Origin of the sequence: Candidatus Symbiopectobacterium endolongispinus (genome assembly GCF_018777385.1) — a bacterium.
Taxonomy (GTDB): Bacteria; Pseudomonadota; Gammaproteobacteria; order Enterobacterales; family Enterobacteriaceae; genus Symbiopectobacterium; species Symbiopectobacterium endolongispinus.
In genome coordinates this window covers 137,045-155,244 of record NZ_JAFJYB010000005.1, presented here as the reverse complement: position 1 = coordinate 155,244, position 18,200 = coordinate 137,045, and the positions used below count along the sequence as shown (strand labels likewise).

Below are 18,200 nucleotides of genomic sequence, written 5' to 3'. Positions count from 1 at the left end.
CCGCGGAATAACCTTGCCCTATCCCGACGCGTCATTGCGTCGGGATGTTCCACTTCACGCGTTGTCCGACGCTGCCGCCACATCTTGTGGAAAATCACGCTGTCAGGCTTCATAACCGCCATCCACGCTGTATACCGTCCCAAACCCCAGGCTCAACAGGTACTGTGCCGCATTACGGCTGCTAATGCCGTGATAGCACATCACCATCACCGGCTGATCGAGTTCTGCTTCACGCACAAAATCAGACAGCGTTTCATTCGTCAGGTGCACCGCCTGCGGCACATGTCCGGTGGCGTAACTTTGCGCATCGCGGATATCCACCATCACGCCGTGTTTCTGCCAGCGCTCATGAGCTTGCTCAATGCTGAGACACTCAAACTGTTCCATACGAATACCACCTCGAGACAAAGAAAACAGGCATTACGGCACAGCGCACGCCAATGTGAGAGAGATGCTACTGTTTCAGTAAGGTAAGTCAATCGTCACATTTCTGTAATAAAACATTTTTCGTTATGAGAAAAAATAGCCATGATGAGAAAGATCGCATTTTCACGCATCCGTTACGCGTGTCATGTGCGAATGTGTCATTCACTCACCAGGAGCATCACCATGTCTTTACAACGAAAGGCCCTGTTTTGTCTCCCGCTGTTACTGCCCGCAGCGCTCACTTTCCCCGCCGCCGCGCAGGATGGCTACACGCTCGAACAGGTCGTGGTATTTAGTCGTCACGGCCTACGCGCCACATTAGCCAGCCCAAGTAGCGCACTGGGCAAGGTCACGCCGGATGCCTGGCCACAGTGGGATACCCCCAGCAGTTACCTGACCACGCGCGGTGGCGTATTGGAAGCCTATTTCGGCCACTATTTTAGCGAATGATTGGTGGATAACCGCCTACTGGCCGCCGATACCTGCCCGACGGATAAAGACGTCTCGTTCTATGCCAACAGTCTGCAACGCACCATCTCCACCGCACAATATTTCGCAGTGTGTGCGTTCCCCGGTTGTCTGGTGCCGGTAGTGCACAAAGAAAAATTGGGCACGATGGATGCCACCTTTAACCCGATCATCCGCAACGACAGCACCACGTTTAAACAACAGGCCATCGATTCCATTAATCAAAAAGCCGGTGAATGTGGGGTGAAAGGGCTTAATGAGCGGCTGAAACCGGTATACCAACAGATGGCGGAGATTATTCGCTACAAGGATTCCGCCAACTGCAAGCAGGGTAAACAGTGCGACCTGATGGCACAGGAAACTGACGTGAAGATTGAGGCTGGCAAAGAGCCAGGTGTGGTTGGCCCGCTGAGAACCGGCACCTCAATTGCTGATGCCTTTATCCTGCAATACTACGAAGGCACTCCAATTAACAAAATCGGCTGGGGGCGCATCAAAGATGATAAGCAACTGGCTGATTTGGTGTCGATCAAAGAGTACTACAACAGCGTAGTGTTTAGCGCCCCGGTGGTTGCCAAAGCCGTCTCGGCCAATCTGGTCAAAGCGTTGGCCGGTTCGTTTGGCGAGCAACAGCCCAAATTCACCTTCCTGGTCGGTCACGATTCAAACGTTGCATCGCTGTTCTCCGCACTGGGCGTGAAACCGTACCATCTGCCGCACCAATTGGAAACCACGCCGATCGGCGGCAAAGTCGTGTTCCAACGCTGGCGCGATAACACCAGTAACAAGGCGCTGTTGAAAGTGGAATACGTGTATCAATCGACTGAACAGCTCGCCACGTTGGCACCGCACAACCGCGCCAATCCCCCGCAGCGTGTGACGCTAACGCTTAGCGAGTGCCCGAGCAACGATAAAGGTTTCTGTTCGTTTGAGGATTTTGAGAAAATTACCAAGGCACTAACCCAGTAACGATCCTGGTAGTGTGTTTAAAGGTAACGCCAAAAGCCGATGCAGAAGATGTGGTTTGGTCTTTTGCTCGCGTAAAAAATCACGCTGAGGCGGGCGTGATCGCCGGGTGAGTCGCAGGGATGCGGCGAAAGTTCCCGCCGCGTCTGGAACGCGTCTGGAACGGCCCGAGCAGCGGACACGAACGCCGAAGGCACCGCTTAGCGGCGTGATTTCTTGCGAAAAGCCTGAAGCCACGAGGCAGCGGCGATTGAGCGCCTCGTATCGGGCGCGCAACAACGGTTGCAGAAACTGGCGCAGGTAAACGCGCACGAAACGCTCACGCTACTGACAGAAATACAAGGATAATTCAGTGTCCCAGTATAAGACTTATTATACGAGTATCACCTCAACACCCTGCGCTCGCAGTTGCTCTACGATAGTGGCGTCAGCCTGTTTCCCTGTGATCACCACGTCAATCTGATCGGCACGGCTGAACAGCATGCCCGCACGTTGACCCACTTTGCTGCTGTCCACTACCACCGCCAGTTTACCAACGTAGCTCAGCATCTTTTGCTCCGCCATCGCCGTCAGCATATCGGTTTTGTACAGTCCTTCCGGCGTCAGCCCTTTGCCGCTGGTGAACATCCAGTGACCAGCATACAGGATCGCATCTCCTTCCTGAGGTGCCAGAGTGATCAATTGGCTCTTGTTGTACTGTCCGCCCATAATCACCACACTTTCATGCTCTTGCTCAATCAGGAAATTCGCCAATGGCAGATAGTTGGTAATCACCTGAATATCACGCCCGACAATCTCACGTTCCAACAGAAACGCCGTCGAACCGCAGTTAATCACCACGCTTTCACCGGGATGCACAGGCCGCTGGCATCGCCTGGAGCGAAACCGACATCAGCGCCATCAAGCGTCTGGCCGAAATGGGCTTTAAAGTCACTGTCACCGGCGGTCTGGCGCTGGACGATCTGCCGCTATTCCAGGGCATACCTATTCACGTCTTTATTGCCGGGCGCAGTATCCGCGATGCGGCAAGCCCGGTCGATGCCGCCCGTGAGTTTAAACGCCGTATTGCCCAACTGTGGGGCTAAGGGAAGTAACATGCTGACAAAAGCGGTGCCGCTGGGCATCTACGAAAAAGCGTTGCCCCCCGGCGAAGATTGGCTGGCACGCTTACAGTTGGCTCGCGAGCTGGGCTTTGATTTCGTCGAAATGTCGGTGGACGAAACCGATGAACGCTTGGCACGGCTGGATTGGGATCGGGAACAGCGTCTGGCGTTGGTCAATGCCATCGCCACCACCGGCATTCGGGTACCTTCCATGTGCCTAAGCGCGCACCGCCGCTTCCCGCTCGGCTCGCAGGATGACGCCATTCGCAGCCAAGGACTCGCCATCATGCATAAAGCGATCGCGCTGGCGCAGGATGTGGGGATTCGCGTGATTCAGTTGGCTGGTTACGATGTCTATTATCAGGAGGCCAATGAGATCACCAGCGAGCGTTTTCGTGACGGCCTGCAACAAGCGGTAGAAATGGCGAGTCGCGCGCAGGGCAAGGCCACATTGTCGCAGTGCACGTGAAAGATACCCGCCCTGGCGTCTTCAAAAACGTGCCCTTCGGCACTGGCGTCGTGGATTTCGAACGCTGCTTTACCACCTTGAAAGAGAGCGGCTACCGCGGCCTTTATCTGATTGAGATGTGGAGCGAAAATGCCCCCGATCCCATCAAGGAGGTGCTCGCAGCGCGCGACTGGGTGAAACAGCGCATGGAACGCGACGGTTTGCACGTGGAGGAAGCCGCATGATAGCGCAACTGAAGCAACGGGTATTTGAAGCCAATATGGCCCTGCCTCAGCACGGTCTGGTGACGTACACCTGGGGGAATGTGAGTGCGATCGACCGCGAACGCGGTCTGGTGGTCATCAAACCCAGCGGCGTTGCCTATGAGGTGATGCAGGCCGACGATATGGTGGTGGTCGATTTACAGGGCAATCCAGTTGAAGGGCGTTATCGCCCTTCCTCGGATACTCCCACACATCTGGAGTTGTATCGCCGCTATCCGCAAATGGGGGGGTTGTGCACACCCACTCTACCCACGCCACCGCCTGGGCACAGGCGGGGTTGGACATTCCTGCGCTCGGCACCACGCACGCCGACTATTTTTTTGGCGACATTCCATGTACCCGCCCACTGACGGCGCAAGAAGTGGAGCATGAGTACGAAAAAAATACCGGTGTGGTCATTGCCCAGACGCTGGGAGATCGCAATCCGCTGCACACACCCGGCATGATTGCCTACCAGCATGGGCCGTTCTGCTGGGGCAAAGATGCAGAAGAAGCGGTGCACAATGCGGTGGTGCTGGAAGAGGTGGCGCACATGGCCTGGCTCGCCTGCACGCTGAATCACCATTTACGCCCGCTCGATAGTGCGTTGCAGCACAAGCATTTTAATCGTAAACACGGTCCGAACGCCTACTACGGGCAAAATAACGCCTTGACGGCCCTTCCTCGCACCAATCCCCTATACTTTATGTGACAACCTTCAACAATATGTTATCTGCATCACGCCTAAATGTTTTTATTTGGTTAATCCTTGGCTGTGGTGTTTGTTTTCGATTATGATAATGTTCTAAAATGAACACTTTGACCTTTTTTTGGACACGGAGGAGAACGCGTGGAAACCAAAGACCTTATCGTAATCGGTGGGGGCATCAACGGCGCAGGCATTGCAGCCGATGCCGCTGGCCGTGGCTTGTCTGTGCTGCTGTTGGAAGCACAGGATCTTGCTAGCGCCACCTCCTCTGCCAGTTCAAAATTAATCCACGGCGGCCTGCGCTACCTGGAACATTACGAGTTTCGTTTGGTGAGCGAAGCGCTCTCCGAGCGTGAAAAATTGCTGAAGATGGCACCGCACATCATATTCCCAATGCGCTTCCGTTTGCCCCATCAGCCGCATCTGCGCCCGGCCTGGATGATCCGTATCGGGCTGTTTATGTATGACAATCTGGGCAAACGCGTCAGCCTGCCCGCCAGCCACGGCCTGAAATTTGGCAAAGATTCAGTACTCAAACCCGAATTAACGCGCGGTTTCGAATATTCCGACTGTTGGGTAGACGATGCGCGTCTGGTGGTGTTGAACGCGCAGGAAGTGGTGAAATGCGGTGGCGAAGTGCGTACCCGCACCAAAGTGACGCGGGCGCGTCGTGAAGGCGATCTGTGGATCATTGATGCCGTCGACAGCGTAACCGGGGAAACCCACACCTGGCAGGCGAAAGGGCTGGTCAACGCCACGGGGCCTTGGGTGAAAGATTTCTTCGATCACGGGCTGGAGCTGAAATCCCCTTATGGCATTCGCCTGATCAAAGGCAGCCACATTGTTGTGCCTCGCGTACACGATGAACCGCAGGCCTACATTCTGCAAAACAAAGATAACCGCATCGTGTTTGTGATTCCGTGGCAGGATGAGTTCTCGATCATCGGCACCACCGACGTGGAATACCACGGCGATCCGCATGAAGTGAAGATCGACGACAAAGAAGTGGCCTACCTACTGGATGTCTACAACGATCACTTCAAAAAGACGCTGACGAGAGATGATATCGTATGGACCTATTCCGGCGTGCGCCCGCTGTGCGATGACGAGTCGGATTCTCCGCAGGCCATTACCCGTGATTACACGCTGTCAGTGGCGGATGAACACGGCAAAGCGCCTTTGCTGTCGGTATTTGGCGGCAAGCTGACCACCTACCGCAAGCTGGCAGAACACGCGATGGAGAAGCTGGCAAAATACTATCCTCACAGTGGTCAGGCCTGGACGCAAAACGCGGTACTGCCCGGCGGCGATTTGGCCGGTACGCGCGACGAATATGCGGCTGCGCTGCGCCGTCGCTTCAATCCGCCGGAATCGCTGGCGCGTCGCTATGCCCGCACCTACGGATCCCACAGCGAGCTGATCCTGACGAACGCTACAGGCATTCATGACCTCGGCGAAAACTTCGGACACGATCTCTACGAAGCTGAATTGCGCTATCTGGCCGACAAAGAGTGGGTTGTCAGCGTGGATGATACCATCTGGCGTCGTACCAAGCTGGGCATGTGGCTGAATGATGAGCAGAAACAGCGCGTCGCTGACTGGCTAAGTGCCTATCGCCAATCCAAGGTTGCCGCACAATAATTTTCCTGCCAGACCGCTCCTCCAACGACAGGTTACCGAAAGGTAACCTGTCGTTTTTTACACGAAAGAAACGTTAACATTTCGCGGGATACAACGCCCATTAACCATGTAAAAAATGTGGTTAATCATTTTTCCCCGCTTCGCGCTAATCGGTTCTCACAGACGCAAGTCAAAAACAGTGTCATCTCAAGAAAACAAACCGGGTCAGTAACAGTAAATAATAAACGAATGCTAATAAACATTGCGCACAATGTTTATTATTATGTTAATAGAATTTGAAATTGAGGAATATATTTATCACATGAAGGAAAGCGATGGATAAAATATATATCTGACAGGATGTAAATAAGAATAATAATCAATGCCCACAAAAAATAAATGGTTATTTATTTTTCTACGATATAGCTCACAGAATAAATACAATAAAATACCCATTCTTATTAATGATTAACGGAGTAATAAATTGCATATCAAGTACTCTATTATTAGTGCTGATAGCAGATCATGACCTCCGTCCTATTCAACATTGCATCGTAAGTCAGTTCGCAAAACAGACGCGGGTAACAAGCCGTTGTGATGAGATATCTTTATTACTTATTTTATACAACGGTTAGTGTTTACTGTCACGTTATTTCTTGCCGCCTTGTTGCGTGTTTTGTACTGCGTTGATTTCCGTGCTCATGTATTCGGGTATGCGGAGGATGAAAATTAAATGCCTAATCAGGTTGAGCGTCCTTTATTGGATCTGGGACTAACAAGACTCGAATTCCTGCGGATTTCAGGCAAAGGCCTGGCAGGGATCACTATTGCGCCAGCACTGCTTTCACTGTTTGGGTGCCGACAGGAACAGATCGACAGCGGCGTTATCGGGCTGACGACCACCCCCAAAGGCGTGCTGGTGACAAACCGCGCCCGCTGCACTGGGTGCCATCGCTGCGAAACCGCCTGCACGTCGTTTAATGACGGTAGCGTTGGTTCCTATTTTTCACGCGTCAAAATCCATCGCCATTTCTACTACGGCGACGGTGGGCTTGGCTCCGGCGGCGGCCTGTACGGCGATCTCAATTTCACCACTGACACCTGTCGGCAGTGTAAAGATCCCGAATGCATGAAAGCCTGCCCTATCAAGGCTATCGCCTTCAATGAAGAGCATGGCAGCATCGCCATGGACACCAAGCGCTGCATCGGCTGCGCCGCCTGTACCACCGCCTGTCCTTGGATGATGGCGACCGTTAACCCGCAGACCAAAAAATCGGGCAAATGCATTCTGTGCGGTGAATGTGCGACGGCGTGCCCGACCGGGGCATTATCCATTATCGAGTGGAAAGAGATTACCGTCTGATAACGGCAACGGGCGTTATCCCCTTATTCACGCGGCGTTTCATACGCAGGAAGAAAAATTATGATTAACGGTTGGACAGGTAATATATTACGTATCAACTTGAGCACCGGCACCATCAGCAAATAGGATTCCAGCCAATATAAAAAGATGGTTGGCGGAATGGTCTTTGGCTATAAAATCATGTACGACGAGGTGCCAGCCGGAACAAAACCTTTCGATGAGGGCAATAAAGTCGTTTTCGCCGTCGGGCCACTGACCGGTTCCGGCGCACCGTGCAGTTCACGTGTCAATATTACCTCACTGTCGACCTTTACCCGGGGCCATCTGGTTGTTGATGCGCATATGGGGGATTCTTTGCCGCCTACATGAAATATGCGGGCTACGACGCCATTATTATTGAAGGCAAAGCGGAAAAACCGGTCTGGATTAATATTCAGAACGATGAAGTCAAAATTGAAAATGCCGCTTTCCTGTGGGGGAAAGGCACACGAGCCACCACCGAAGAAATTTGTCGCGCCACCAGTGAAGAAACCTGCGTCGCGGCTATCGGACCGGCGGGGGAAAATCTGGTACCGCTCTCCGGCATTCTTAACAGCCGCAACCACAGCGGTGGCGCGGGCGTAGGTGCCGTACTCGGTTCCAAAAACCTCAAAGCCATCGCTGTGTGGGGTAGCCACGGCGTTAATGTCGCGAATCGCGAAGAACTCAAAGCGCTCAACGAATACATGATGACGCAGCTCATCGGTGCCAACAATAACCACGTTGTCCCGAGCACGCCGCAGGCATGGGCTGAATATTCAGACCAGAAATCGCGCTGGACCGCACGCAAAGGTCTGTACTGGCAAGCGGCGGAAGGCGGCCCGATTGAAACCGGCGAAATCCCACCTGGCAACCAGAACACCGTCGGTTTCCGCACCATGAAATCCACCTTCGATCTGGGGCCAGCCGCGGAAAAATACACGGTGAAAATGGGCGGATATAACTCCTGCCCGATCCGCTGTATGTCGCAGCTTAACGTGCCGCAAGCCAAGCAGTTTGGTGGACCGACCACCGGCGGCAACACCTGTGTAGCCAACTTTGTGCACACAACCATTTTCCCCAACGGCCCCAAAGATATCGCTGAAAAAGGCGATGGCAACGTGGTCGGAAACCTGGTCGGTCTGAGAATCTTCGACGACATGGGATTGTGGTGTAACTACGGTCAATTGCACCGGGACTTTACCTACTGCCATACCCACGGCGTGTTCAAACGCGTATTGCCCGCCGAAGAGTATGAATCTATTCCCTGGAAGTTGATGGAAGAAGGCGATCCGAACTTTATCAAGGATATCTATCATCGCCTGGCCCACCGCATTGGCGAGTTCAGCCATTTGTCCGACGGATCCTATTTCATCGCGGAGCGCTGGAATCTGGGACCAGAATATTGGAATTACGCCAAAAACAAGCTGTGGTCGCCCATGGGCTTCCCGGTGCACCATGCCAACGAAGCTTCGGCGCAGGTGGGGACGATCGTCAACTGCATGTTCAACCGTGATGCCATGACTCACACCCACATCAACTACATTGGCAGCGGCCTGCCGCTCAAGCTGCAAAAAGAGATCGCCGCTGAGCTGTTCGGCTCTGCTGATGCTTTTGACGAAACCAAAAACTACACCCCGATCAACCGCTACAAGATTGATTACGCCAAGTGGACGCTGCTGAGAAGCTGCCCGCACGACGCTGTGTAACTGGGTGTGGCCGATGACGGTATCACCGCACAAAAGCCGGAACTATCGCGGCGATCTGGCAATGGAGGCGAAATTCTTTGCTGCTGTGACCGGCGAAGATACCACCGAAGCCAGCCTCGATCTGGCAGCAGAACGTATCTTCACGTTACACCGCGCCTACACCGTGAAGCTGATGAACACCATGGATATGCGCCGTGAGCACGATCAGATCTGTGACTGGGTGTTCGATAAGGACCCGAAACTGCCCGCGTTCAGCGAAGGCACGGGCAAGATGGATCGCGAGGACGTGCAGAAATCGTTGACGATGTTCTACAGCGCCATGGGCTGGGACCCTGAACTGGGCTGCCCGACGCGTGCCGTTTTGGAACGTCTTGATCTGAAAGAGGTAGCAGACGATTTGGCAGCGCACAACCTGTTGCCGGCCTGAGTACAAGACATCAATCATGAAAACTGTTGTGGATAACGAAACAACGCCTCCTGATGAATTGCCGGATGCGGCGCTTGCCGCCACAGAGGACGTTGCAGACAGCGATGCACCGACAGCGCAGGAAAACGCGCCGACAGCAACGGGATCGTGCGGGTGGATAAGCCCAAGTGCATTGGGTGCAGCTACTGCATCTCCGCATGCCCGTATCAGGTGCGCTATCTGAACCCCGTTACCCATGTGGCGGATAAATGCGACTTCTGTCTGGAATCGCGTCTGATGAAAGGATTCCCGCCCATTTGTGTCAGTGCCTGCCCACAAAATGCCCTGATTTTTGGACGGGAGGACAGTGACGTGGTGCAGAACTGGCTGAAAACACACGACTACTATGAGTATCAGTTGCCAAATGTGGGCAAACCACACCTCTATCGTCGGCCGGGCCCCATGAAGTGAAGAAGGTGAACGTATGAATATCATGCCTAACGCTGAGCAATTTCAGTCCCAGCTGTATCAGTATGTTTATCTCTACACCCCCGACTATTGGCCTATCTGGCTGATCCTGGCCGGCGTGGCGTTTGTCGGCATGCTGGGCGTGTTGGCGCTGCACGGTTTCCTGCGTTATCGCTTCGCTGCGCCGCATGCTGACGGACACGAGGAGAAGGTGTATCTCTACTCGCGGGCGGTACGTTTGTGGCACTGGAGCAACGCGCTGCTGTTTATACTGTTGCTGGCGTGCTGGCTGGCGTTTGTGCTGATTAACGCGCTGGGTGGCAACGGGCACCACTACGTTATCGAGCGACAGGGATGGGGCCAGCGGGCTTTTCTGCAAGTGCGCTTTTATCTTTACGGCATTATCAAAGGTGAAGATCATCCATTCCCGGCCACACCGCGCGCCAAGTTAGCAGGTGGCTTCTGGGGGTGATGTACAGTCTGGTGCCGCTACTGCTGCTCTCAGGCGTATTGTTGCATAACCCGCTGTGGCTGCCCGCCGGATGGGTCTTGGTGAAAGCCTGGCTGCTGCCGGTGCATTTTATGCTGGCGGTACTCAGCGTGTTCTTTATCTGTGGGCATCTCTATCTGTGCACCACAGGGCGCACGCCGACCCAGACCTTCCGTAGTATGGTCGATGACTACCACAGGCACTAATGGAGCACCCATGATGCCGACCCATGGAGAACCGCACATAACTCGTGAACAGTTGCGCACGCTGCACGTTAGCCGCGACTTGTATCACTGGTTCCTGCAACGTTTTCCAACGGGCGGCAACTATCAGGCGATTCACGAGGCGCTGATTGGCGATGGCCGCAGCGCCTGGCTGGAAAGTTTGGTGGATTATGCCTACGCGCACAACTTTGGCGCCCGGCCGTTTCTCGAACAGGAGATAGGCAGTGCGCGAACCCTGGCAGCGCAGCTGACACGCTGTCAGGCAGAACAGTTGCACATTACCCCACTCGGCCACGCCAGTGGCCGCTTCACGCCAATGCTGTCGTGTACCTTGCAATTTGCCAGCGGCGCTCACGCTTTGAATATTGGCTGCTCCGGCTTTCAAAGCAATCTGGCCGCCACCGGCAACGGCAACTTTATCGGTCAATCCGGTGATAACGACAGCATCGCCAGCGCAGGCTACGGCTGCCAGTTGGTGAGCAGCGGCTTTGCCGCCAAAATAGCAATACGGGGCAGAACTGCCGCATCAGCGCGTTGGGCGATCGCGCGCGCATTGCCAACTGCGGAGATAACGTCACGCTACAGGTCAGCGGTGCCGACAGCGTGTTTTGCTCTAGTGGCAGCGTGCAACAGTTCACGCTGGGCGTCGGTGGCTGTGCAGCACTCAGCTACCATGACGGCAAACTCCTGCGTTTTGTCACCGCCTATGAAGGAGAAAACGGCATTGTTGCTGGTATCCTCTACCGTCTGACAGAGCACGGTAAGATAGAACCGCTCGCGGATAACGCAGAAAATCAACACCTCACTCCCGCCGACTGCGTCAACTGCTAATGCTCTCTACAGTAGCGGTATCACGCCGCTATTTCAACGCACCGTCTCTGACTACATCCCATTTTTTTAAAAAATTTGCCGCCTGATGCAAATATTTCTCTGCCTGATTCGTCTACTTCACTATCAGAACAACACGGAGTAGATGACATGCACGATCGTAAATTTAAAATGCTGGGTATCGGGCTGCTGGCGGTTGTGGCGATTGCCACACTGGTAATGCTGCTGTGGAATGCCTTGCTGCCCGCCATTTTTGGCGTCCAAAGCATTGGCTTTTTCCAGGCGCTGGGGCTGCTGATCCTGTGTAAGATACTGTTTGGTGGCATAGGCTACCGGGGATTTTTTGGCCGCCATGGGCGCGAAATGCGTGAGCGTTGGTTAGCCATGAGTCAGGAACAGCGTGACGCTTTTTTTCACCAGCGGGGATTTGACCCACACGGGGAGCGCTGCGGTCACCGTTTTCATCACGGCCCTTTCGCGCACCGTCGTGGTAGGCATCAGGCGTGTCATGACAGTCAGTATGACGCACCGGTGCCAAGCGACAAACCCGCCGACCAAAGCGGAAAAACGGAGTAATGGCTGACGCCATGCAAAGGCAAAACGTTCTGCTCACTGCGCTTGAAGCCTGTCAACGACGACTGCGTGCGTTTATCTCTCGACGTACGCGCAGCACGGCTGAAGCGGAAGATATCTTTCAGGAAATCAGCTATCGGCAGCTCAAAGCCGACAGCTACCTCGATCCGATAGAGCATGTTTCTGCCTGGCTATTTCGCGCTGCTCGCAACGAGTTGGTCGATCGCTCGCGCAAGCAGCACGACATATCGCTCACGGAAATGGCAACGGAGAGCTGGCCGGAAGGCGATGAATTGGCCGATATTCTGTTCAGCCCGCCGGATAGCACAGAAGATGCCTATCTGTACCAACTGGTGTGGGAAGAGCTGGCGGCAGCGCTGCAACGAGAAGCCTTTGAGAAAACCGAGTTGCAGGTCTACAGCTTCAAACAACTGGCGCAGGAGACCGGCGTCCCTGTGGAAACTTTGCTGTTACGTAAGCACCAGTCCGTACAGTTTCTGCGCGTCCGGTTACAGTGGCTTTATCAGGCCGTGACACAAGCGTGAGGCGACCGCTCACTCATCGCTTGCCGGACTGCCCCTGCTTATTGCTTGCTTTTCCAACATTTTTCTTCGCCGCTGGCCGCCGCCCTTCCCCCATAAAGCGGGTGAGCTCAGGCTGCGCGGTTTTATCCTGCGCCGTGTCTCTCTTGTGATAGGGCTTGGCATTGCGGCGTTCATCGACCGTCGCTACCGGCACCAGACATTCGCGGCGATTACCGATTAGGTGCTTCATGCCCATCGCAGTTAACGCCTCACGAATCAGCGCCCAGTTAGCCGGATCGTGATAGCGCAGCAGCACCTTATGCAAACGGCGCTGGCGATCGCCACGCGGCACCACCACCTCTTCACTGTGATAATCCACCTTGCTGAGCGGATTCTTACCGCTGTAATACATGGTGGTAGAACTGGCGAGAGGTGAAGTATAGAAATTTTGCACCTGATCCAACCGGAAGCGGTTCTTTTTCAGCCACAGCGCCAGATTGACCATATCCTCATCGTGCTTACCAGGGTGAGCAGAAATAAAGTACGGGATCAGATACTGCTCTTTGCCCGCCTGACGCGAATAGGTGTCAAACAGCTCTTTGAAACGGTGGTAGCTGCTCATGCCGGGTTTCATCGTCTTCGATAATGGCCCCTGCTCCGTGTGTTCTGGCGCAATCTTCAAGTAACCGCCCACGTGGTGTTCGGCCAATTCCTTGATATAGCGTGGATCTTCCACCGCCAAATCGTAGCGTACCCCAGAAGTGATCAGCACCTTCTTGACACCTTTCATGGCACGGGCACGGCGATATAGCTGGATTGTCGGCTCATGGTTGGTATCCATGTGTGCGCAAATTTCTGGGTAGACGCAAGAAGCACGGCGACAGGTTTGCTCCGCTTTGAGTGACTGGCAGCGCAGCATGTACATGTTGGTCGTGGGTCCGCCCAGATCGGAGATAATGCCGGTAAATTCTGGCACTTCATCACGGATCGCTTCAATCTCCTGCACAATCGACTCTTGCGAACGGCTTTGAATGATGCGTCCTTCGTGCTCGGTGATCGAGCAGAACGCACATCCGCCAAAACAGCCACGCATGATGTTGATGGAAAAGCGAATCATATCGTAGGCCGGGATGCGCGATGTGCCATAGGAGGGGTGCGGCACCCGTTGATACGGCAAGGCGTAGACCGCGTCCATCTCATCCGTTTGCAACGGAATGGCCGGTGGATTAATCCACACATAGCAGTCACCGTGTTTTTGCATCAGCGCACGCGCACTGCCCGGGTTGGTTTCGTGGTGCAGGATACGCGAAGCATGCGCGTACATGGCCTTGTCGTTTTTCACCTTCTAAAACGAGGGCAACAACACATAGGTTTTTTCCCACGGCTTTGGCTTGTGTGCCCGCACGGTGATGGGCTTGCCACTGGTGGAACCCTTTACCGTATTCGCGACGCAGGGCAAGTCTTCGCCGTAGGGATTAAGAATAGGTTCGATGCGACCGGGGCTATCCAGACGCGTGGAATCCACCCATGTCCAACCGGGCAGCGCAGTTTTACGCAGCACGGCGGTATTGCGCACATCCACAATCGAACTAATGGGCTCTCCCGCCGCCAGGCGGTGTGCAACTTCCACCAGCGGCCGCTCACCGTTGCCGTAGATCAACAAATCGGCTTTGGCATCCACCAGCACCGAACGACGCACCTTGTCTGACCAATAGTCGTAATGGGCGATGCGGCGCAGGCTAGCCTCAATGCCACCCAGCACAACCGGCACATCGCTAAAGGCTTCCTTGCAGCGCTGGGTATAAACCAGTGTGGCGCGATCCGGACGCTTACCGGCAATATTATCTGGCGTATACGCATCATCATGGCGCGCTTTGCGATCGGCGGTGTAATGGTTGATCATCGAGTCCATATTGCCCGCCGTCACGCCGTAAAACAGGTTCAGCTTGCCCAGACGCATAAAGTCGTTCTTCTGCGTCCAGTCCGGCCGGGCAATAATCCCAACCAGAAACCCCTGCGACTCCAGCATCCTGCCAACGATCGCCATGCCGAATCTGGGATGGTCCACATAGGCATCCCCTGTCACCAGCACAATGTCGCAGCTGTCCCAGCCCAGTTCATCCATCTCTGCGCGGCTCATGGGCAAAAATGGCGCCGTGCCGTAGCACTCAGCCCAGTAGCGTGGGTAAGAAAACAGATGGCGTTCAGGAACAATCAGGCTTGTGGACACGGTCAACTCTTCAACACAGGGGGTTATCAGGGCCGGAAATTCTACCGATTTCCCCAGAAAAAGGGGGGCATTTACACAGGAAATGAGACAGATCATGAAAATGGTTCTGCGCAAAAAACGCGCACCAACGTTGCAAGAAAACACACCGGGTGAGGTCGTTAGCCAGCCTGCGCGTTTGCAATGCTACACTTCAGGTAAATATAGCCAGCCACATAACAGAATATATGACCAGCACTGCATTGAAACGCCCGATTCTTACGCTCCCCAACGGGGCGGACAAACTCCTGCTGCATTCGTGCTGCGCGCCGTGTTCAGGGGAAGTGATGGAAGCCATTCAGGCCTCCGGGCTTCACTACACCATTTTCTTCTACAACCTCAATATTCATCCGCAGAAGGAGTATCTCATCCGCAAGGAAGAGAATATTCGCTTCGCCCAGAAGCATGGGGTGCCCTTTATCGATGCCGATTACGACATGGATAACTGGTTCGAACGGGCAAAAGGAATGGAGTGGGAACCGGAGCGCGGCGTTCGCTGCACCATGTGCTTTGATATGCGCTTCGAACGCACCGCACTCTATGCCGCGGAAAATGGCTTTACGGTGATCAGCAGTTCGCTCGGCATCTTGCGCTGGAAAAACATGCAGCAAATTAATGACTGCGGCCAGCGGGCCGCCTCACATTATCCTGGTATGGTGTACTGGGGTTACAACTGGCGTAAAGGGGGCGGCTCTGCGCGCATGATAGAGATCAGCAAGCGGGAGCAATTTTATCAGCAAGAATACTGCGGTTGCGTTTATTCCCTGCGCGACAGCAATCTGCACCGCAAATCGCAGGGCAGACCGCTGATTAAAATCGGGAAACTGTATTACGGTACCGAGGAGTAATCACACGGGTAATCCCGCACTCTACCTGTCATTCCCGCGAAAGCGGGAATCTCCTACAGGGGAAACGTGTTCCTTCTGCCAGAGATCCCCGGCTTTCGCCGAGGATGACGTGGGGGAAGCCGAAGACGATGTGTGGGAAAGCACCATTTCAGTACTCCCCCACCACCGTTACAGCCGTATCGGTTTGATATCCCAGATATCGTCGGCATACTCCTGAATAGTGCGGTCAGATGAGAAGTTACCCATATTGGCGATATTGAGGATGCTTCTGCGCGTCCATTCTTCCGGTGTGCGATAGAGGTCATCCACTCTGTCATGAGTATCGACATAGCTGCGATAATCCGCCAACAGTTGCCAATGGTCGCCAAAATTCACCAACGAATCGAACAAATCGCCGTAGCGTCTTGGATCGTTCGGGCTGAAAACCCCGGTGGCAATCTGCGTCAGCACCCGGCGTAGCTCCTCGTCCTTCTCGTAAATTTCACGCGGGTTATAGCCGTTCTTGCGCAGTGCCTCTACCTGTTCCGTGGTGTTGCCAAAAATAAACATGTTCTCTTCACCAATGTGCTCCAACATTTCCACGTTGGCCCCATCGAGCGTACCGATGGTCAGTGCCCCATTGAGCGCAAATTTCATGTTACTGGTACCGGAGGCTTCGGTCCCCGCCAGCGAGATCTGCTCAGACAGATCGGCCGCAGGAATGATGATCTGCGCCAGACTGACACTGTAGTTGGGAATAAACACCACCTCAGCTTGTCATGCATGTCAGGATCATGGTTGATCACCGCCGCAACATCGTTGATCAGGTTGATGATGTGCTTCGCCATGTAGTACGCCGACGCCGCTTTACCCGCGAAAATCGCCACGCGCGGCACACGCTTGGCCTTGGGTTCATCCTTGATGCGGTTATACAGCGTGATAATGTGCAATAGATTGAGCAGTTGCCGTTTGTACTCATGAATGCGCTTGATCTGCACATCGAACAACGCTTCAGGATCGATCACCACATCCAGATGCTCGGCCACGTACTCCGCCAGACGTTGCTTGTTCGCCAGCTTCGCCTTACGCACCTTCTGCACAAACCCGCCTGCGGCTTGATATCTTCCAACTGGATGAGGTTGGTACGCCAATTTTTACCAATCGCGTCATCCAGCACTTTCGACAACGACGGGTTCGCCAGCGCCAACCAGGCCATGCGCACCCGGCGACCGTTGGTTTCATCAATGATGGAAACGCGCGCCAGCAGATCGTTATCTTTCGGGAATTTCTTTTGCACTTCTTCGAGAAAGTGCTCGTTGATTTCAAAAATCAGTTGCAGATGGCGCAGCAAAATCTTGCCCAGCATGTCCACCGGCCAGGTTTCCAGCGCTTCCTGCATCAGCGTGTGGTTAGTGTAAGAGAAGACACTCGTCACCACCTGCCAGGCATCCAGCCATTTGAATTTGTGTTCATCGATCAGCAAGCGCATCAGTTCGGGGATCGCCAACACCGGATGGGTATCGTTGAGGTGAATGGCAAATTTATCCGCCAGGTTGTCATAGGTGTTGTGCATCATCCAGTGACGGCTGAGGATATCCTGCACCGTGGCAGACACCAGAAAATATTCCTGACGCAGGCGCAACTCGCGCCCGGAGTAGGTTGAATCATCGGGATAAAGCACCAGCGACACGTTCTCCGAGTGGTTTTTGTCCTCCACCGCAGCAAAGTAGTCACCCTGATTGAACTTGCCCAGATTGATTTCACTGCTGGCCTGCGCACCCGCAGCGTGTTGGTCGCATCCGTGTCGTAGCCAGGGATTATCTGGTCATAGGCACTGGCAATGATCTCTTCGGTTTCCACCCAGCGCGCCTTACTCCCTTCCTGCTGTACACGCCCGCCAAAACGCACCGTATAGCGCGTACTGTGACGCGGGAATTCCCAGGCGTTACCGTATTCCAGCCAATAGTCCGGGGATTCAGCCTGCTGACCGTTGACAATCTTTTGCGCAAACATGCCGTATTCATAGCGAATGCCATAACCACGGCCGGGTAGTGCCATCGTCGCCAGCGAATCAAGGAAGCAGGCCGCCAAAAGCCCGAGGCCACCGTTACCCAGCCCGGGATCGTTCTCTTCCTCGATCAGCTCATCCAGATCCAGCCACATGTCGTCCAGAGCCTGCTTTAGATCCTCGTACAGCCCCATCTCCAGCAGCGCATTCGACAGCGTTCGGCCCAGCAGGAACTCCATCGAGAGATAGTAAACCTGTCGCACATCCTGCGAGAGCTGCGCTCGGTTGGAGCGTAGCCAGCGCTCCACCATGCGGTCGCGCACCGCGAGCAGCGTGGCGTTCAGCCACTCGTGCTTGTTGGCGATAGAGGGATCTTTACCTATGCTGAACATCAACTTATAGGCAATGGAATGCTTTAGCGCGTCCACGCTGAGCGTGGGTGAGTTGTAGATAAACGGAGAGTTCATTACGTTTATTCCCAATCATGAGTGTT

General features: G+C 54.2%; 9 protein-coding genes and 9 pseudogenes. 14 read left to right on the top strand and 4 right to left on the bottom strand.

Annotation, left to right across the window (positions count from 1 at the left end):
- Nucleotides 1-102: 102 nt before the first annotated feature.
- Nucleotides 103-387, bottom strand: coding sequence for a thiosulfate sulfurtransferase GlpE (gene glpE / locus JZM30_RS19600; RefSeq protein WP_252320790.1), 285 nt, complete (start codon nt 385-387; stop codon nt 103-105).
- Between the two features lie 222 nt (nt 388-609).
- On the opposite strand from glpE, the gene JZM30_RS19595 reads away from it, so the two are divergent.
- Together JZM30_RS19595 and JZM30_RS19590 are read left to right on the top strand one after the other, a co-directional pair.
- On the top strand, nt 610-876 hold the full coding sequence (locus JZM30_RS19595; RefSeq protein WP_252320788.1) for a hypothetical protein: 267 nt from the start codon (nt 610-612) through the stop codon (nt 874-876).
- Between the two features lie 3 nt (nt 877-879).
- Nucleotides 880-1,863: a histidine-type phosphatase gene (locus JZM30_RS19590; protein ID WP_252320786.1), complete on the top strand. Its 984-nt coding sequence runs from the start codon at nt 880-882 to the stop codon at nt 1,861-1,863.
- A 369-nt stretch (nt 1,864-2,232) separates the two neighbouring features.
- On the opposite strand, the pseudogene ulaR reads toward JZM30_RS19590, so the two are convergent.
- A pseudogene (gene ulaR / locus JZM30_RS19585) lies at nt 2,233-2,718 on the bottom strand (HTH-type transcriptional regulator UlaR); the annotation flags it as partial.
- Between ulaR and JZM30_RS19580 the strand changes: the two are divergent.
- The 11 genes and pseudogenes from JZM30_RS19580 to JZM30_RS19515 form a co-directional block, all read left to right on the top strand.
- Nucleotides 2,709-2,945 (top strand): annotated as a pseudogene (locus JZM30_RS19580) (beta/alpha barrel domain-containing protein); the annotation flags it as partial. The pseudogenes ulaR and JZM30_RS19580 sit on opposite strands and share 10 nt — an antisense overlap.
- 10 nt (nt 2,946-2,955) lie before the next feature.
- Nucleotides 2,956-3,656: pseudogene (locus JZM30_RS19575) on the top strand (L-ribulose-5-phosphate 3-epimerase).
- Nucleotides 3,656-4,386 (top strand): annotated as a pseudogene (locus JZM30_RS19570) (L-ribulose-5-phosphate 4-epimerase). The pseudogenes JZM30_RS19575 and JZM30_RS19570 overlap by 1 nt, the downstream one beginning before the upstream one ends.
- Before the next feature lie 138 nt (nt 4,387-4,524).
- On the top strand, nt 4,525-6,024 hold the full coding sequence (gene glpD / locus JZM30_RS19565; RefSeq protein WP_252320784.1) for a glycerol-3-phosphate dehydrogenase: 1,500 nt from the start codon (nt 4,525-4,527) through the stop codon (nt 6,022-6,024).
- 712 nt (nt 6,025-6,736) lie between these two features.
- Complete coding sequence (locus JZM30_RS19560; protein ID WP_291831868.1) at nt 6,737-7,366, top strand: ferredoxin-like protein; 630 nt, start codon at nt 6,737-6,739, stop codon at nt 7,364-7,366.
- Nucleotides 7,367-7,426: 60 nt separating this feature from the next.
- Nucleotides 7,427-9,520 (top strand): annotated as a pseudogene (locus JZM30_RS25020) (aldehyde ferredoxin oxidoreductase).
- Between the two features lie 72 nt (nt 9,521-9,592).
- Nucleotides 9,593-9,987 (top strand): annotated as a pseudogene (locus tag JZM30_RS19540) (4Fe-4S dicluster domain-containing protein); the annotation flags it as partial.
- Nucleotides 9,984-10,663 (top strand): annotated as a pseudogene (gene phsC / locus JZM30_RS24865) (thiosulfate reductase cytochrome B subunit). The pseudogenes JZM30_RS19540 and phsC, both read left to right, overlap by 4 nt.
- Nucleotides 10,664-10,673: 10 nt before the next feature.
- Nucleotides 10,674-11,432, top strand: coding sequence for a YdhT family protein (locus JZM30_RS19525; protein WP_252320779.1), 759 nt, complete (start codon nt 10,674-10,676; stop codon nt 11,430-11,432).
- Between the two features lie 227 nt (nt 11,433-11,659).
- Nucleotides 11,660-12,085, top strand: a complete 426-nt coding sequence (locus JZM30_RS19520; RefSeq protein ID WP_438801527.1) for a hypothetical protein — start codon at nt 11,660-11,662, stop codon at nt 12,083-12,085.
- Complete coding sequence (locus JZM30_RS19515) at nt 12,085-12,627, top strand: RNA polymerase sigma factor (protein WP_252320777.1); 543 nt, start codon at nt 12,085-12,087, stop codon at nt 12,625-12,627. Before JZM30_RS19520 ends, JZM30_RS19515 begins: the two co-directional genes overlap by 1 nt.
- A 13-nt stretch (nt 12,628-12,640) precedes the next feature.
- On the opposite strand, the pseudogene JZM30_RS19510 reads toward JZM30_RS19515, so the two are convergent.
- A pseudogene (locus JZM30_RS19510) lies at nt 12,641-14,836 on the bottom strand (YgiQ family radical SAM protein).
- A 224-nt stretch (nt 14,837-15,060) separates the two neighbouring features.
- Between JZM30_RS19510 and JZM30_RS19505 the strand changes: the two are divergent.
- Complete coding sequence (locus JZM30_RS19505; protein WP_252320775.1) at nt 15,061-15,720, top strand: epoxyqueuosine reductase QueH; 660 nt, start codon at nt 15,061-15,063, stop codon at nt 15,718-15,720.
- A 168-nt stretch (nt 15,721-15,888) separates the two neighbouring features.
- Here the strand turns inward: JZM30_RS19505 and JZM30_RS19500 are convergent.
- Nucleotides 15,889-18,174, bottom strand: a pseudogene (locus JZM30_RS19500) (glycogen/starch/alpha-glucan phosphorylase).
- Nucleotides 18,175-18,200 lie beyond the last annotated feature (26 nt).

Coding starts and splice junctions, on each gene's coding strand:
- JZM30_RS19560 (WP_291831868.1), top strand. CDS start 6,737: ATGCCTAATCAGGTTGAGCGTCCTTTATTGGATCTGGGACTAACAAGA.
- JZM30_RS19505 (WP_252320775.1), top strand. CDS start 15,061: ATGACCAGCACTGCATTGAAACGCCCGATTCTTACGCTCCCCAACGGG.
- JZM30_RS19525 (WP_252320779.1), top strand. CDS start 10,674: ATGATGCCGACCCATGGAGAACCGCACATAACTCGTGAACAGTTGCGC.
- JZM30_RS19520 (WP_438801527.1), top strand. CDS start 11,660: ATGCACGATCGTAAATTTAAAATGCTGGGTATCGGGCTGCTGGCGGTT.
- glpE (WP_252320790.1), bottom strand. CDS start 387: ATGGAACAGTTTGAGTGTCTCAGCATTGAGCAAGCTCATGAGCGCTGG.
- JZM30_RS19515 (WP_252320777.1), top strand. CDS start 12,085: ATGGCTGACGCCATGCAAAGGCAAAACGTTCTGCTCACTGCGCTTGAA.
- JZM30_RS19595 (WP_252320788.1), top strand. CDS start 610: ATGTCTTTACAACGAAAGGCCCTGTTTTGTCTCCCGCTGTTACTGCCC.